This window comes from Streptomyces sp. NPDC001744 (assembly GCF_042892575.1).
Classification (GTDB): Bacteria; Actinomycetota; Actinomycetes; order Streptomycetales; family Streptomycetaceae; genus Streptomyces.
This window is the reverse complement of the sequence record NZ_JBIAUG010000003.1, coordinates 73,161-86,366: the sequence shown is the minus strand read 5'-3', so window position 1 is coordinate 86,366 and position 13,206 is coordinate 73,161. Positions and strand designations below refer to the sequence as shown.

The 13,206-nt window shown below is 75.6% G+C and carries 14 protein-coding genes; 7 read left to right on the top strand and 7 right to left on the bottom strand.

From position 1 onward, the window contains the following. The first annotated feature begins 15 nt into the window (after positions 1-15). Positions 16-1,149 (top strand): FAD-dependent monooxygenase, encoded by a 1,134-nt coding sequence (locus ACFYZY_RS04810; protein ID WP_388689516.1) that lies wholly within the window; start codon positions 16-18, stop codon positions 1,147-1,149. Positions 1,150-1,328: 179 nt separating this feature from the next. Then, complete coding sequence (locus ACFYZY_RS04805) at positions 1,329-1,679, top strand: hypothetical protein (protein WP_388689514.1); 351 nt, start codon at positions 1,329-1,331, stop codon at positions 1,677-1,679. 57 nt (positions 1,680-1,736) lie between these two features. Here the strand turns inward: ACFYZY_RS04805 and ACFYZY_RS04800 are convergent, their stop codons facing one another. The 3 genes from ACFYZY_RS04800 to ACFYZY_RS04790 form a co-directional block, all read right to left on the bottom strand. Further along, positions 1,737-2,234, bottom strand: a complete 498-nt coding sequence (locus tag ACFYZY_RS04800) for a hypothetical protein (RefSeq protein WP_388689512.1) — start codon at positions 2,232-2,234, stop codon at positions 1,737-1,739. Further along, the gene (locus tag ACFYZY_RS04795) at positions 2,231-3,700 is read right to left on the bottom strand and encodes an ATP-binding protein (RefSeq protein ID WP_388689990.1); all 1,470 of its coding nucleotides are present in this window, start codon (positions 3,698-3,700) and stop codon (positions 2,231-2,233) included. The genes ACFYZY_RS04800 and ACFYZY_RS04795 overlap by 4 nt, the downstream gene beginning before the upstream one ends. A 61-nt stretch (positions 3,701-3,761) precedes the next feature. Beyond that, positions 3,762-4,457, bottom strand: coding sequence for a response regulator (locus tag ACFYZY_RS04790; protein WP_388689510.1), 696 nt, complete (start codon positions 4,455-4,457; stop codon positions 3,762-3,764). A gap of 134 nt (positions 4,458-4,591) precedes the next feature. On the opposite strand from ACFYZY_RS04790, the gene ACFYZY_RS04785 reads away from it, so the two are divergent. The 5 genes from ACFYZY_RS04785 to ACFYZY_RS04765 all read left to right on the top strand — a co-directional run bounded on the left by ACFYZY_RS04785 (position 4,592) and on the right by ACFYZY_RS04765 (position 9,194). Beyond that, positions 4,592-5,242, top strand: coding sequence for a hypothetical protein (locus ACFYZY_RS04785; RefSeq protein ID WP_388689508.1), 651 nt, complete (start codon positions 4,592-4,594; stop codon positions 5,240-5,242). Beyond that, the gene (locus ACFYZY_RS04780) at positions 5,239-6,315 is read left to right on the top strand and encodes a peptidoglycan-binding protein (RefSeq protein ID WP_388689506.1); all 1,077 of its coding nucleotides are present in this window, start codon (positions 5,239-5,241) and stop codon (positions 6,313-6,315) included. Before ACFYZY_RS04785 ends, ACFYZY_RS04780 begins: the two co-directional genes overlap by 4 nt. Continuing rightward, positions 6,312-7,085: an ABC transporter ATP-binding protein gene (locus ACFYZY_RS04775; protein ID WP_388689504.1), complete on the top strand. Its 774-nt coding sequence runs from the start codon at positions 6,312-6,314 to the stop codon at positions 7,083-7,085. The genes ACFYZY_RS04780 and ACFYZY_RS04775 overlap by 4 nt, the downstream gene beginning before the upstream one ends. Continuing rightward, positions 7,082-8,299 carry an ABC transporter permease gene (locus tag ACFYZY_RS04770; RefSeq protein WP_388689502.1) on the top strand — a complete coding sequence of 406 codons (1,218 nt, stop codon included), beginning with the start codon at positions 7,082-7,084 and terminating at the stop codon, positions 8,297-8,299. The genes ACFYZY_RS04775 and ACFYZY_RS04770 overlap by 4 nt, the downstream gene beginning before the upstream one ends. Before the next feature lie 361 nt (positions 8,300-8,660). After that, positions 8,661-9,194: a hypothetical protein gene (locus tag ACFYZY_RS04765; protein ID WP_388689500.1), complete on the top strand. Its 534-nt coding sequence runs from the start codon at positions 8,661-8,663 to the stop codon at positions 9,192-9,194. Positions 9,195-9,286: 92 nt separating this feature from the next. Here the strand turns inward: ACFYZY_RS04765 and thpR are convergent, their stop codons facing one another. From thpR to ACFYZY_RS04745, 4 genes are all read right to left on the bottom strand, one after another. Continuing rightward, the gene (thpR, locus tag ACFYZY_RS04760; protein ID WP_388689498.1) at positions 9,287-9,916 is read right to left on the bottom strand and encodes an RNA 2',3'-cyclic phosphodiesterase; all 630 of its coding nucleotides are present in this window, start codon (positions 9,914-9,916) and stop codon (positions 9,287-9,289) included. 222 nt (positions 9,917-10,138) lie between these two features. Further along, positions 10,139-10,336 (bottom strand): ferredoxin, encoded by a 198-nt coding sequence (locus tag ACFYZY_RS04755; protein WP_388689496.1) that lies wholly within the window; start codon positions 10,334-10,336, stop codon positions 10,139-10,141. 14 nt (positions 10,337-10,350) lie between these two features. Continuing rightward, on the bottom strand, positions 10,351-11,544 hold the full coding sequence (locus ACFYZY_RS04750) for a cytochrome P450 (protein WP_388689494.1): 1,194 nt from the start codon (positions 11,542-11,544) through the stop codon (positions 10,351-10,353). Positions 11,545-11,741: 197 nt separating this feature from the next. Beyond that, entirely contained in the window at positions 11,742-13,181 is a 1,440-nt protein-coding gene (locus ACFYZY_RS04745) for a choice-of-anchor A family protein (protein WP_388689492.1), read from the bottom strand. Between the last annotated feature and the right edge of the window lie 25 nt (positions 13,182-13,206).

Below are 13,206 nucleotides of genomic sequence, written 5' to 3'. Positions count from 1 at the left end.
CTGGAGACACCCGAGATGGCATCGCCCCTGCGCGTCCTGATCCACGGCGGAGGCATCGGCGGCCTCACGCTCGCCACCGCCCTCGCCCGGCGCGGCCACACCGTGGAGGTGGCCGAACTGCGCGACCGGTTCGACGCCCTCGGCGTGGGCATCATCCAGCCCACCAACGCCCTGCACGTCATGCGGGAGATCGGCGTGCTCGACGAGTGCCTCGCGGCGGGGTTCGCGTGGGAGGTCCTGACGATCGCCGACCCCTCGGGGAAGCCGCTGGCGCGCATACCGCAGCCGCGCATGGACGGGGCGCCCGCGGGCAACGGCATACCCCGGCCGGCCCTCGCCGGGATCCTCGGCGACGCCGCCGTCGCCGCGGGCGCGAAGATCCGCTTCGCCACGACCCTCATCGGACTCGACGACGACGGCACGGGCGTCACCGCGACGCTCTCCGACGGCTCCTCCGGCCGCTGGGACCTGGTCGTCGGCTTCGACGGCATCGGCTCCCCGCTGCGCACCCGCCTCCACGGCGACCGGTACGCCCCCGAGTACACCGGCTTCGCCAACTGGCGGGTCACCGTGCCCCGCCACCCCGACGTGCGGGGCGTGGTGATGGCCACGGCGGGCCGGGACGCGAAGGCCCTGCTCACCCCCATGACGGACGGTCTGATGTACCTGGGCGCCGTGTTCGCCGAGTCCGAGGACTTCCGGCCGGACCCGGAGCGCGCCCACGAGGAACTGGCGGAGCGGCTGGCCGGCTTCTCCGGACCCGTCGCCGAGGCACTCGCCGCCGTCACCGACCCCTCGGCCGTGGTGTACTCCCGGATCTCCCAGGTGACGGTCGGGGGACCGTGGCACGCGGGCCGGGTGGTGCTGGCCGGCGACGCGGCCCACGCCTCCACCCCGCACCTCGCGCAGGGCGCGGCGATGGCCGTCGAGGACGCGCTCGTCCTCGCCGGGGCCCTGGACGCGGCCGCCTCGGTGCCGGAAGCCCTGGAGTCCTGGGAGGCCCGGCGCCGCCCCCGCGCCCTGTGGGTGCAGGCCCTGTCGCGCGCCGTCCTCAGGCAGGAGACGGGCGCGCCCACGACGCCCGAGGAGGACGAACTCCTGAAGACCGGCATCCCCGGCGCCGCCCGCGTCCTCGCGGAGCCGTACTAGGCGGTCTCCGGAAAGCGGCGCCGTCCGCCCGGAGGGCAGGGGTCGCGGCGTCCGGCGCCTTGCGGGCGGGCCGGGCGTCACGGCCCGGGCGGGACTTTCCGGACCCGGCCCGGGGCGCGTGCCGGAAGCGGCGTCCGCCGCGCCGATGGGTTTCCGGGGCGGGGCCGGTCCGCACGGACATGAAGACCCAGAGACTCCGGACAGCCGGCGCGGACCTCGTCCATGACGTTCGCGGGCCGTTGCCGACCGCGGACGGACGCCCGCCGTTGTTCATGATCGGACAGCCCATGGACACCACCGGCTTCGCCGCGCTCGCCGCCGCGCCGACCCGCGTCGTGATCGCCGTGGGCGAGGAGTCCGCGAACGTGCAGACCGGACGCACCTCCGTCGCGACCGCCGAACTGCTCGGGCAGCGGGTGACCGTGTTCCCGAGCCATCACGCCGGGTTCTGCGACGGGAAGTCCGGATACCCGGGGAAGCCGGACGAGTTCGCGCGGCGACTGCGGCAGGTCCTTGACGGCACCTCGTGATCCCGCCGCTCTCCGGGCGGCCCCCCGGAGAGCGGCCCCGGAACCCGGGCCGCTTCCTCATCCGGCCAGGAAGTCCGCGCACCGGTAGGGCCCCATCGCCGGTTCCCCGGCCGGACGCAGGGTCACCCGGACGTCCTCGGCGCGGACCGCCGGTTCCAGGACGGACTGGGCCCGCGCCAGGGTGCACACCAGCTGGCCCGTGGCCTGGCCGCGTCCGTCCGCCGGGTAGGAGTGCTCCAGCCGCACCGTGACCCGGGTCCCCGCGCCCGTCACCGTGTAGCCGCCCAGCTCCTGCAGCAGGGAGGTGAGGCCGTCGCGCCGCTCGGCGGGCGGCGGCCCCTGCGCGAGCAGCTTCACCGCCGCGTTGAGACTCGTGATCTCCCGGTCGAGCAGGGGCACCGCGCGCAGGCCGCCGTCGGACGCGAAGTACAGGCGCATCCCGCGCGTCAGCCCGCCCGCGGGACCGCCCGCCTCCACAGGCCCGGTCGGCTGGACGCCGCATCCCGCGAGCGCGAGCCCCAGCGCGCCGAGCGCCCATCCCCGCCGTACCCTCACCCGTCCTCCTCCTCTTCCTCTTCTTCTTCCGTGCGCCGCAGGGGCAGCCGCAGCGTGAACACCGCGCCCCCCTCCGGCCCGGCGGCCACGTCGATCGTGCCGCCGTGCAGCCGCGCGTTCTCCAGCGCGATCGCCGTACCGAGACCGCTGCCCCGCCCGCTGCCGTCGGCCGTGTCCCGCGTACGGGCCGCGTCCGTCTTGTAGAACCGGTCGAAGACCCGTTCCCGGACCTGCGGGGGGAGCCCCGGGCCGTGGTCGGCCACCTCCAGGACCACCCACGCGCCGTCCGCCCCGGTCCGGGTCCCGAGGGTCACGGTGACCGGCGGGGCGCCGTGCCGCAGCGCGTTGCCCACCAGGTTCGCCACGATCACGTCGACGCGCCGCCGGTCGACCACCGCCCGTACGTCCCCGTCCGTCCGGGTCCGCACCCGGTCCGTCCAGCCGCGCAGCGCCAGCGAGGCCCGCACGGTGGCGGCGAGGTCGGTCTCGGCGGCGTTCAGCCGCGCCGCCCCCGCGTCGAAGCGGGAGATCTCCATCAGGTCCTCGACCAGCCGGGCGAGCCGTGCCGTCTCCGCGCCGACGGTACGGGCCGCCCGCGCCGCGTCCGGCGGCATCCGGTCGGCGTCCTCCTCCAGGACGGTCGCCACCATCGTCATCGCGGCGAGCGGCGTGCGCAGCTCGTGCGACACGTCCGCCACGAAACGCCGTGCCTTCGCCTCCTGGGCTCGCAGATCCGCGTCGGAGACCTGGAGCGCGTCGGCGGTCTCGTTGAACGTCCTCGCGAGGTCGGCCAGTTCGTCGTGGCCGGTGACGACGACGCGGCTGCCGAGGTCCCCGGCCGCGAGTCCGCGCGTCGCCCGGCCGAGCTTCCGCACCGGGCGCAGGACCGTCCCCGCGGCGAGCAGCGCCAGGACGGCGGCGAGGAGAACCACCGGCAGGGCGCCCGCCCGCACGGAGTCGAGCAGCGCGGCGGTGTCGTCGCGCTCCGCCCGCAGGTCGGATATCGCGAAGACCTCCAGGCCGGACTCCCGGCGGTCCCCGTCCGCGTAGCGCACGGGCATCCCGACGACCAGGTACGGCTCGCCCTGCCACGTCACCCGCTGGAACAGCGCCCCGTCCCCGTTCCGCACGGCGGCGCGCAGTTCGGGCGTGATCCGGCCCTCCGTGCCGGCGTACGCGTCGGAGGTCGCGACGAGGTCGTGGTGGCGGGCGACCACGATGCGGGCCCCGAGGCCGTCCGAGATCTTCGCCGCGAACCGGGACAGCGTCCTCCGGTCGGGCGGGAGGTCGAAGTCGGCGGCGACCGCCGTGGTCCGCTCCCGCAGGTCGTCCACGGCGGCGTTCTGGGTGCGCCGGAGAATGGCGGTGCGCGCGTCCCGGTAGGCGAGGGCGGTCGAGGTCACCGCGCTGACCAGCGCGACGAGGACGAAGGCGGTCACGAGCCGGATGCGCAGCCCGCCGGCGATCCGCCGGGGAGTCTTCCCGGTCCGGAACCGCGCCGGGACCGGCCGCCCCGCTCCGTCCGGATCACAGTGGTCCGAAGCGGTAGCCGAAGCCCCGTACCGTCTGGACGAACCTCGGCTTCGCCGGTACGTCCTCCAGCTTCGCGCGCAGCCGCCCGACCGCCGCGTCCACCAGCCGGGAGTCCCCCAGGAAATGGTGGTCCCAGACCGATTCGAGGAGCTGTTCGCGGCTGAAGACCCGGCCCGGCGACGCCGACAGCTCCAGGAGCAGCCGCAGTTCGGTGGGGGGCAGTGCCACCGGTACGCCGTGTTTGGTGACGGTCAGTCCGAGGCGGTCGACGACGAGCCCGGCCCGCTCGGCGGCGTCCGACCGCACCTGCCCGGACGGTTCGGCGCGCCGGAGCGCCGCCCGGATGCGGGCCTCCAGGACGGGGGCGGTGACCGGCTTGACCACGTAGTCGTCGGCCCCCGCTTCGAGGCCGTTCACGATGTCGTGGTCGTCGCCGCGCGCGGTCAGCATGATGACCGGCAGGACGGTGCTCCTGGCGCGGATGCGGCGGCACACCTCGAAGCCGTCCATGCCGGGCAGCATCAGGTCGAGGACGGCCAGCTCGACGCTCCCGCCGGCCGGCCCGGCGAGCAGGGCGAGGGCCTCCTCGCCGGTGGCCGCCGTGGCCACGTCGTACCCGTGCCGGCGCAGCACGAGTTCCGTCCCGTCCCGCACGGAGACGTCGTCCTCGATCAGCAGTACGTGGGGCATGCGCTCGATTATGACCACCGCGACGAGCGGCCGGCCGCCGGTGAGCAGGGGAAACGCACGGGCCGGAGGCATTGTTACGTTCTCATCATGTGGCCGTGCGGGGGCCATCACGTGGCGCCGCGAAGGTTGCGGCCATGATCTTCACGACCACCTCCCGCCCGTCCGCCCGGCTGCGCTTCACCGCCCTGGCCGTCCTTCCCGCCCTGGCCCTCCCGGTGGCCTGCGACAGCGGCGGTGCCGGGGGCGTCCGGGGGAGCGACGAGGTCGTCTCGGTCCCCGAGACCCCCGCCGCCGGGGGCGCCGCGACGACCGCCGGGAGCGGCACGGCCGCCCCGTCCGGGGGCCGGACCGCCTTCTACGACGCCCAGCTGGAGTACGTCCGGTGCATGCGCGCCAAGGGCGGCCACAAGGACTTCCCCGATCCGAAGCTCAGCGGCCACCTCGACTGGGACAGGATCGGGGCGCTCGTGGACAGGACCGGCCGGCACGAGGCGTACAAGGGAGGGAAGGACGGCGTCTGCGTCACCGAGTTCCGCAACGCCCTGGCGGCCGAGCCGCGGCGCGACCAGCAGAAGGACTACGAATCGATGCTCGCGCACGCCACGTGCATGCGGGACAACGGCGTCTCCCGCTTCGCCAACCCCACCATGAGCGACGGCAACGCCCAGCCGGGCGGCGACCCGAACCCGGCCTCCCCCTCCATCGGGCGGGACTCGCCGGTGTACAAGAAGGCCCGCGAAGCCTGCAGGACGAAGCTGCTCGACGGTCTGGACGGCATGCAGTGAGGCGCCGCGCCACCGTCCTCGTCCTCGGCGCGGCGACCGTCGCGGCCGCGGCCGCGGGAGGCGTCCTGCTCCTCGGCGGTCCCGCCGCGGACCCGGCCGGGAAGGGCGACGGCCTGCCGCCCGCGACCGCGACCGTCGTCCGCACCGACCTCGTCCGGTCCAAGACCGTCGACGGCCGGCTCGACTTCGCGCAGCGCCGCGCCGTCAAGTCCGCCGTCGAGGGCACCGTCACCGTGGCCGCCCCCGCGGGGAAGATCCTGGCCAGGGGAGAGGCGCTGTACGAACTGAACGACAAGCCGGTCACCCTCCTCTACGGCCCCGTCCCGATGTTCCGCGAGATGAGGGCCGGCGACCGGGGCAGCGACGTGCTCCAGCTGGAACGCAACCTGCGCGCACTGGGGTACGGAGCCGGCCTGTACGTCGACACGCGCTACGACGAGGACACCGAGGCCGCCGTCAAGCGGTGGCAGAAGTCCCTCAACCGCGAGACCACGGGCCGGGTCGGCAAGGGCGACGTCGTCTTCCAGCCCGGCCGGGTCAAGGTGGTCTCCGCCGACGCGGCCCTCGCCGACCAGGTCGCACCGGGCGGACCCGTCCTGACGATCGCCTCGGTCAAACCCGTCGTACGGGCCGAACTCGACCAGGGCGACGGGCCGCTCACCTCGCGCGGCACCAGGGTCGAGGTCACGCTGCCGAGCGGGAGGACCGTGCCCGGCCGGGTCGACGGCACCGTGCGCCCCGAGGAGGACTCCTCCGGGGACGACGCGGCGGCCCGGGAGGGCATCGTGGTCGAAGTCGTCCTGGACGGCGGGACGGGCGCCGCCTCCGGCGAGGACACCGAGGCGCCGGTGAGCGTGAAGTTCGTCAGCGAGGCGCGCAAGGGGGTCCTCGTGGTCCCCGTCGAGGCGGTCCTCGCCCTGCGCGGCGAGAACGGCGGCTACGGCCTCCAGATCGTCCAGGGCACGACGTCCAGGACGGTCCGGGTGGAGACCGGCATGACCGCGGACGGACGGATCGAGGTCGGCGGCCCCGACCTCCGCGAGGGCATGAAGGTCGGGGTGGCCGCGTCATGACCCCCGACCGGCCGCGCACGACCGCGGCCGCGCCCCGGGACCCGGCGGACGGGGTCCCGGTCCCGCCCCCGGTCCCCGTGGTCGAACTGCGCGGCGCCACCAGGTCGTACCCCGGCGGCGTCCACGCGCTGCGCGGCGTGGACCTCACCGTCGACGCGGGCGAACTGCTCGCCGTCGTCGGCCCGTCCGGCTCCGGCAAGTCCACGATGCTCCACGTCATGGGCACCCTCGACAGGCCTACGGCGGGCACCGTGCGGATCGCCGGGTACGACGTGGCCCGGCTCTCCGACGCGCGGCTCTCCGCCCTGCGCGCCCGTCACATCGGCTTCGTCTTCCAGCACTTCCACCTGGCGGACGGACGCGACGCCGTGGACAACGTCGCCGACGGCCTGCTCTACGCGGGCGTACCGCCGAGGGAGCGGACCGCGCGTGCGCGCGAGGCGCTCGCCAAGGTGCGCCTCGACCACCGTCGCGCGCACCTGCCCAACGAGCTGTCCGGCGGCGAGAAGCAGCGCGTGGCCATCGCCCGCGTCCTGGTGGGGAACCCCACGCTGCTCCTCGCGGACGAACCGACCGGGGCGCTGGACACCGCGTCCGGCGCGATCGTCATGGAGCTGCTGCACGAGCTGAACGAGGCCGGCACCACCGTCTGCGTCATCACCCACGACCAGGAGATCGCGGCCTCGCTGCCGCGCCGGGTCCGCTTCAGGGACGGGGAGATCGTCTCGGACACGCGCACCGGCCCCCGCACGGAGGGGTCCCGCCCATGAGGAACGATCCCGGCCCCTCCCGCGCGGACGGCCTCAGGCCCTCCCGGCTCTCGTTCGGCGACGTCCTCCGGCTCGGCGCGGTCGGCCTGCGCGCCCGGCGCACCCGCGTGGTGCTCTCGGCGCTCGGCATCGCCCTCGGCATCGCGACCATGGTCGCGGTCGTCGGCCTGTCCGAGTCGAGCCGGGCCGACCTGATGGCCCGGCTCGACCGGCTCGGCACCAACCTCCTCACGGCGGAGGCGGGCAAGGACGCCACGGGAAGGACGGTCGAGCTGCCCAGGAACGCGGTCGCGATGGTCGAACGCATCGGCCCGGTGCGACACGCCACGGCCACGGCCGACCTCGACGTCCGCATCCGCCGCAGCGACGTGGTCCCCGAGGAGCGCACCGCGGGCGTCACCGCCCAGGCGGCCCGTACCGACCTGCTGGACGCGCTCGGCGGCGAGGTCGCCCGGGGCGTCTGGCTGGACGGCGCCCGCGAACGCCTTCCCGTCACGGTCCTCGGCGCGGTGGCGGCGGACCGCCTCGGCGTCACCCGCCCCGGCGAGACGATCATGATGAACGACACGCGCGTGGTCGTCGTCGGTCTCCTCCGCCCCCTCGAACTGGTCCCCGCCCTGGACCGGACGGCCCTGGTCGGATTCCCCGCCGCCGAACGCCACTTCGGCTTCGACGGCCGTCCCACCACCGTCTTCGAGCGTTCCACGGACGCGTCGGTGGAGGACGTACGGGCGGTCCTGGCCCGTACCCTCCGCCCCGGTGACGCGGCGGGCGTCAAGGTCTCCCGCCCCTCGGACGCGCTCGCCGCCAAGGCCGCGACCGACAAGGGCCTGACGGCCCTGATGCTCGGGCTGGGCGCGGTCGCCCTCCTGGTCGGCGGCGTGGGCGTCGCCAACACCATGGTCGTCTCGGTCCTGGAGAGGCGCCGGGAGATCGGCCTGCGCCGCGCGCTGGGCGCGACCCGGAACGCGATCCGGCTCCAGTTCCTCACCGAGTCGCTGCTGCTCTCCGCGCTCGGCGGGGTGGCGGGGGCGCTCCTGGGCGCCGCGGCCACGTACGGCTTCGCCCGCGTCCAGGGGTGGACGGCGGTGGTCCCGCCCTGGACCCTCCTGGGAGGAACGGCCGTCACCCTCCTCATCGGCGCGGCCGCCGGCCTCTACCCGGCGGTCCGCGCCTCCCGCCTCCACCCGACGACGGCCCTGAACGCGACGTGAGCGGCCGGGCCGGGAGAAGGGAGGAAGCGGGGGAGCACGGGGGAGGAGGGCGGCTCCGCCGTCCGTGCTCCCGGGCCCGCTCGTCCCCGTCCACCGCTCGTCCCCGTCCACCGCTCGTCCCCGTCCACCGCTCGTCCCCGTCCACCGCTCGTCCCCGTCCACCGCTCGTCCCCGTCCACCGCCCGTCCCTGTCCACCGTCCGTCCCTGTCCACCGTCCGTCCCTGTCCACCGTCCGTCCCTGTCCACCGTCCGTCCCTGTCCACCGTCCGTCCCTGTCCACCGTCCGGCCCGGTTCACCCGTCACGGTGGACACGGGCCGTACGGCCCCGCCGCCCGTACGCACTCGGGCACCGTGACCCCATGCACGTCCGCCGCACCCCGTACCTCCTGCTCGCCGCGTTCCTCGCGGCCGGCTGCGTGGCCGTCCCGCCCGGCCCCGGCCCGTCCTCCCCGCCGGCCCGGCCCGGAGCCCTCGCCCCGGCCGCCGACCGCGCTCCCTCACCGCTGCCCGCCCGGCCCGCCCCCGTTCAGGCGGCTCCGCGCGAGGAACTCGCCACGGCGGAACCCGGGGCCGGTCCCCGGCCCGGGGCCACCCGCGCACCGGCCTCCCTCCGGCCGCCGGAGCGCGGGGGAGCCCTGGACCGCCCGCGCCCGGCGGCGGACCGGCCCGGAAGACCGGGAGCGGCGAAGACCGGGAGACCGGGGACGGGGAAGACCGGGACGAGAGCCGTTCCCCGGCCCCCGGAGAAGAGGGCCCCCGCCCGGCTCCGCCCCCGTACCCCTCCGCCGGCCGACGGACGGCGGCCCGAACTGCGCCGGCTCTGCCGGCAGGCCGAACGGATCCGGGCCCCCATGGGCGCTGCCGACCTCTGCCGCCGCGTGTACGGCCGCTGACCCCGCCGTTCCCGACGGCGCACGAGTGCGCTCCGGGCCTCCCCGAAGAGCCCGCCGGCCGGGCCGGGAACCCGGTCCGTACCGGCGGGCCCTCAGACCTCGTCGGAGGGCCCGCCGAAGGCCCAGGACTCGATGTCGCGGTAGCGGATCGGCCCCGGGCCGCGCCCGAAGTCGCTGCCGACCAGGTGCAGGCGCCCGGCCCGCCAGCGGCGCCCGGCGAAGCCGGCGAGCCCGGCGGCGGCCTCCACCACGGAGGCGGGGTCGGAGCGGCGGGCGCGCGCCAGCGTCAGGTGCGGGCGCAAGGGCCGCCCCTCGAAGGGGATGCCGCACTCCCCGATCACGGCGCGCACCCGGGACGCCAGCGCGTGCAGCCCTTCGAGGTCGCCGTCGATCCCGCTCCACAGCACCCGCCCGTCGAAGTGCCCGCCCTCGCGCAGCGCCAGTTCGACCGGCCGGACCGAGGCCGCGAGGTCCGCGAGCGGCGGCCGCAGGGGCGGGACGGCCGCGACCGGGAGCTCTCCGAGGAACGCCAGGGTGATGTGCCAGTCCTCGACGCGGTTCCACCGCAGGTCCGGATACGCGGCGTAGGCGGGACGCAGCGCGTCGGCCAGTTCGTCCTTCGCGTCGTCGGGCGGCGCGAGGGCGACGAACACCCGCACCGTCGCGGGCCGGGCCCGCTCGTCCCCGCCGGGTCGGGCGCCCGGCCCGGACCTCTCGCTCATCTTCCGTTCCCCGCTCCGCGTGCGTCCGGCCGCCGTCCCCGCCGGCCGGAACCGTCCGCCCGGTCCCGTGGCCGGAAACGCCCGGGTGGGCGCGCCGCCCGGAGGCGAGGGTACGCGGTCGTCCCGCCGCGACCGGCACCGGGGACGCCCCGGCCGCCGCCCCCGGCGGACGCGGCGCTCCCGGGCGCGTCCGCCGGGGCGGGGCCGGGGCGGCCCGGAACGTCACCCGTCGGATCCGCCGAGGACGATCGCCTGTACGGGGCAGGCGCGGGCGGCCTCGCGGACCAGCGTCCCGCGGCCGTCCTCCCGGCCCGGTACGACCGTCCCGAACCCGTCGTCGTCCTGGGTGAAGACGTCCGGGGAGGTCAGGGCGCACTGTCCGGCGCCGATGCAGACGTCCCTGTCGATCGAGACACGCACGTGCACCGCTCCTCTCACCAGGTCACGGGGAGTTCGAGCATCCCCTGGATCGTGTCGCCCGGCTTGAACGGGATCTCCTCGGCGGGGACGGCGAGCCGCAGCCCCGGCAGCCGGCGCAGCAGCGTCCCCAGCGCGATCTCCAGCTCGGCGCGGGCCAGGTTCTGTCCCAGGCACTGGTGGATGCCGAAGCCGAACGCCACGTGGTGGCGGGCCGAGCGGTCCCAGTCGAGGGCGTCCGGATCGCCGTAGACGGCGGTGTCCCGGTTGATGACGGACGTGGAGAACACCACGCCCTCGCCCGCCCGGATCACCGTCCCGGCGACGTCGATGTCCTCGCGCGCGACCCGGAGCAGCCCGTCCGCGATGGACAGGAAGCGCAGCAGCTCCTCCACGGCGGCGGGCACGAGCCCGGGGTCGGCCCGCAGTTCGGCCAGCCGTTCGGGGTGGCGCAGCAGCGTGTACGTGCCGAGGGAGATCATGTTCGCCGTGGTCTCGTGCCCCGCGATCAGCAGGATCGTCGCCAGCTGCACCAGCTCCTGCCGGTCGGGTCCGCCGTCCCCGGACGTTCCGCGCGCCACCAGGTCGTCGAGGACGCCCTCGCCGGGCTCCTCGCGCTTCCGGTCGATCAGGTCGCCGAGGTAGCCCTCCAGGAGGGCGAGCGCCTCCTCGGTGTCCGCGCCGGTCGGCCCGCGCAGCAGCCGCCGCGACTGCTCCTCGAAGAAGTCGTGGTCCGCGTACGGCACGCCGAGCAGGTCGCAGATGACGATCGAGGGCACCGGCAGGGCGAACGCGCCGACCAGTTCGGCCGGCGGCCCCTGGGCCTCCATCGCGTCGAGCAGCCCGTCCACGACCTCCTGGATGCGGGGCCGCAGGCGTTCGGCGCGCTTGAGGGTGAAGCTGGGGATCAGCATCCGGCGCTGGGCGTTGTGCTCGGGGTCGTCCCAGCCGAGCAGCGCCGCGCGCCGGTTCCTGCGCAGGGCCGCGGCCCGTTCGGTCGGCAGCGGGAAGTCGCTCCGGGTGGAGTCGGTGGACAGCCGCTGGTCCGCGAGCAGCGCCCGTGCGGCGGCGTGGCCGGAGACGAACCACACCTCCCGCCCGTCCCAGAGGGTGACCCGCGACAGCGGGCCCCCGTCCCCGGACCGGGGGTAGGCGGTGGGCGGCCGATAGGGACAGGTACGGCTCTGGGGGAACGCCACGGGTTTCGTCACGGGGGCCTCGCTCGGGGCATCGGGGGCGCTGACGTCGGTTCCGTCTCCACTACATGCCTCAGGCACCTATCCGGTCTACGCACAGTTCGGCCAATCCACCGGAACGGCCCCGATCGCCCGGAACACGGAGAAGGGCCGGGCCCGCGGACGGGAAAACCGTCCGCGGGCCCGGCCCTCCGGGTCACCGGGTCACCGGGTCAGTGCCGGCCGAGGGCCCGGCGGCGACGGGTGAGCACGAGGATCCCGGCACCGACGGCGCCCAGGACCGCCGCGGCGATCGCGTACGGGGTGAACTGCGCGCCCGTGGTCGCGAGCGAACCGTCGCCGGCCCCGGTGGCGGACGGCGAGGGCGCCGTCGTGCCGGGCGCGGCGGGGGCCGACGCGTCCTCCGTGGAAGGCGCCGAGGGCGCGGGGGAACCGGGCGCCGTCGTCTCCGGGGCGGAGGGGGCGGGGCTCTCGCCCGCGGGCGTCGTGACGGACGGGGCCGGCGAGGAGGGCTCGGTGCCGGGCGTCGTCGCCGTGGGCGTGGGGACGGGCTCGGTTCCCGGGCTGTCCGGCGTCGGCTTGCAGGAGAACTTCGAGGAACCGTTCCACGGGTAGTTGTGGCTCTCGTTGCCCGTGCCGTGGGTCCGCAGGTTGCCGCCCACGTACACGCGGCCGTTGGTGCTGGCCGTCAGGTCCGCGGACGCCTTGGGCGCGAGGATGGAGCCCATGAAGTTGCCGCCGCCGCCGAGGGTGATCGACGGGGACGCCTCGAAGTTGTAGAGGATCCGGGACGCGGCCTCGCCGAAGCGCGCGGAGTCGTACACGTCCACGCGGTCGCCGTTGAACCCGACGGACAGGGGGGAGATGCCGACCGGCTGCCCGCCCGTCACGTTCACCACGACGGAGGAGTTCCCGGGGATGTTCTCGAAGTCGAAGGACGAGGTGCCGTCGAGGTCCTTGGCGGAGATCTCGAACACCTGCGGGCCGGAGGCGCCGTTCCCGCCCTTGAAGGTGACGCTCTGGCCCGAACGGACGGTCGTGCCGGTGGGCTTCAGCGCGCCGAGGGCCGCCGACTCGCCCCGGAGGGTGTCGCCGAACGTGTCGTACGGCGACAGGGCCTTCCGCGCGCCCAGGCCGGACGAGCGGGCGCCGCCGTTCGTCTCCAGGCCGCCCTTCACGTCGATCGTGCCGCCGACCTGGACGGCGCCGCCGTAGCGGGGGCCCGCGGTGAGGCCGTGGCCCACGTCGACCCTCGTGCCCTTGGCGATCGTCAGGTCCCCGCCGACGGAGAGCATGACCGAGCCCGAGGCGGGCAGGATGCCGGAACCGGCGCCGACGCGGCCCACGTTGAAGACGCCGCCGGACCCCTTGGCGAAGGTGGCGTTCCCGCCGATGACGAGCAGGCCCTCGGCCTCGGCGGTCGCGCCGTCCGCGGTGTAGTCGCCGCCGGCGAAGAGGGCCACGTTGGCGTCGAGGAAACGCGGCTCGTGCCCGATGCGGGGCTCCTTGCCGGGGGCGGGGCAGGACCGGGTGTCGCCCGCGGCGGGGGCGAGGGGCGCGGCCAGGGCGTTGCCCGCGGTGGTGAGACCGAGGACGACGCCGATCGCCACGACCCCGCTCAGCCGTATGCGTGCTCTTCCGGTGTTGCGCATGTACGTGAACCTTTCTGGATTCCTG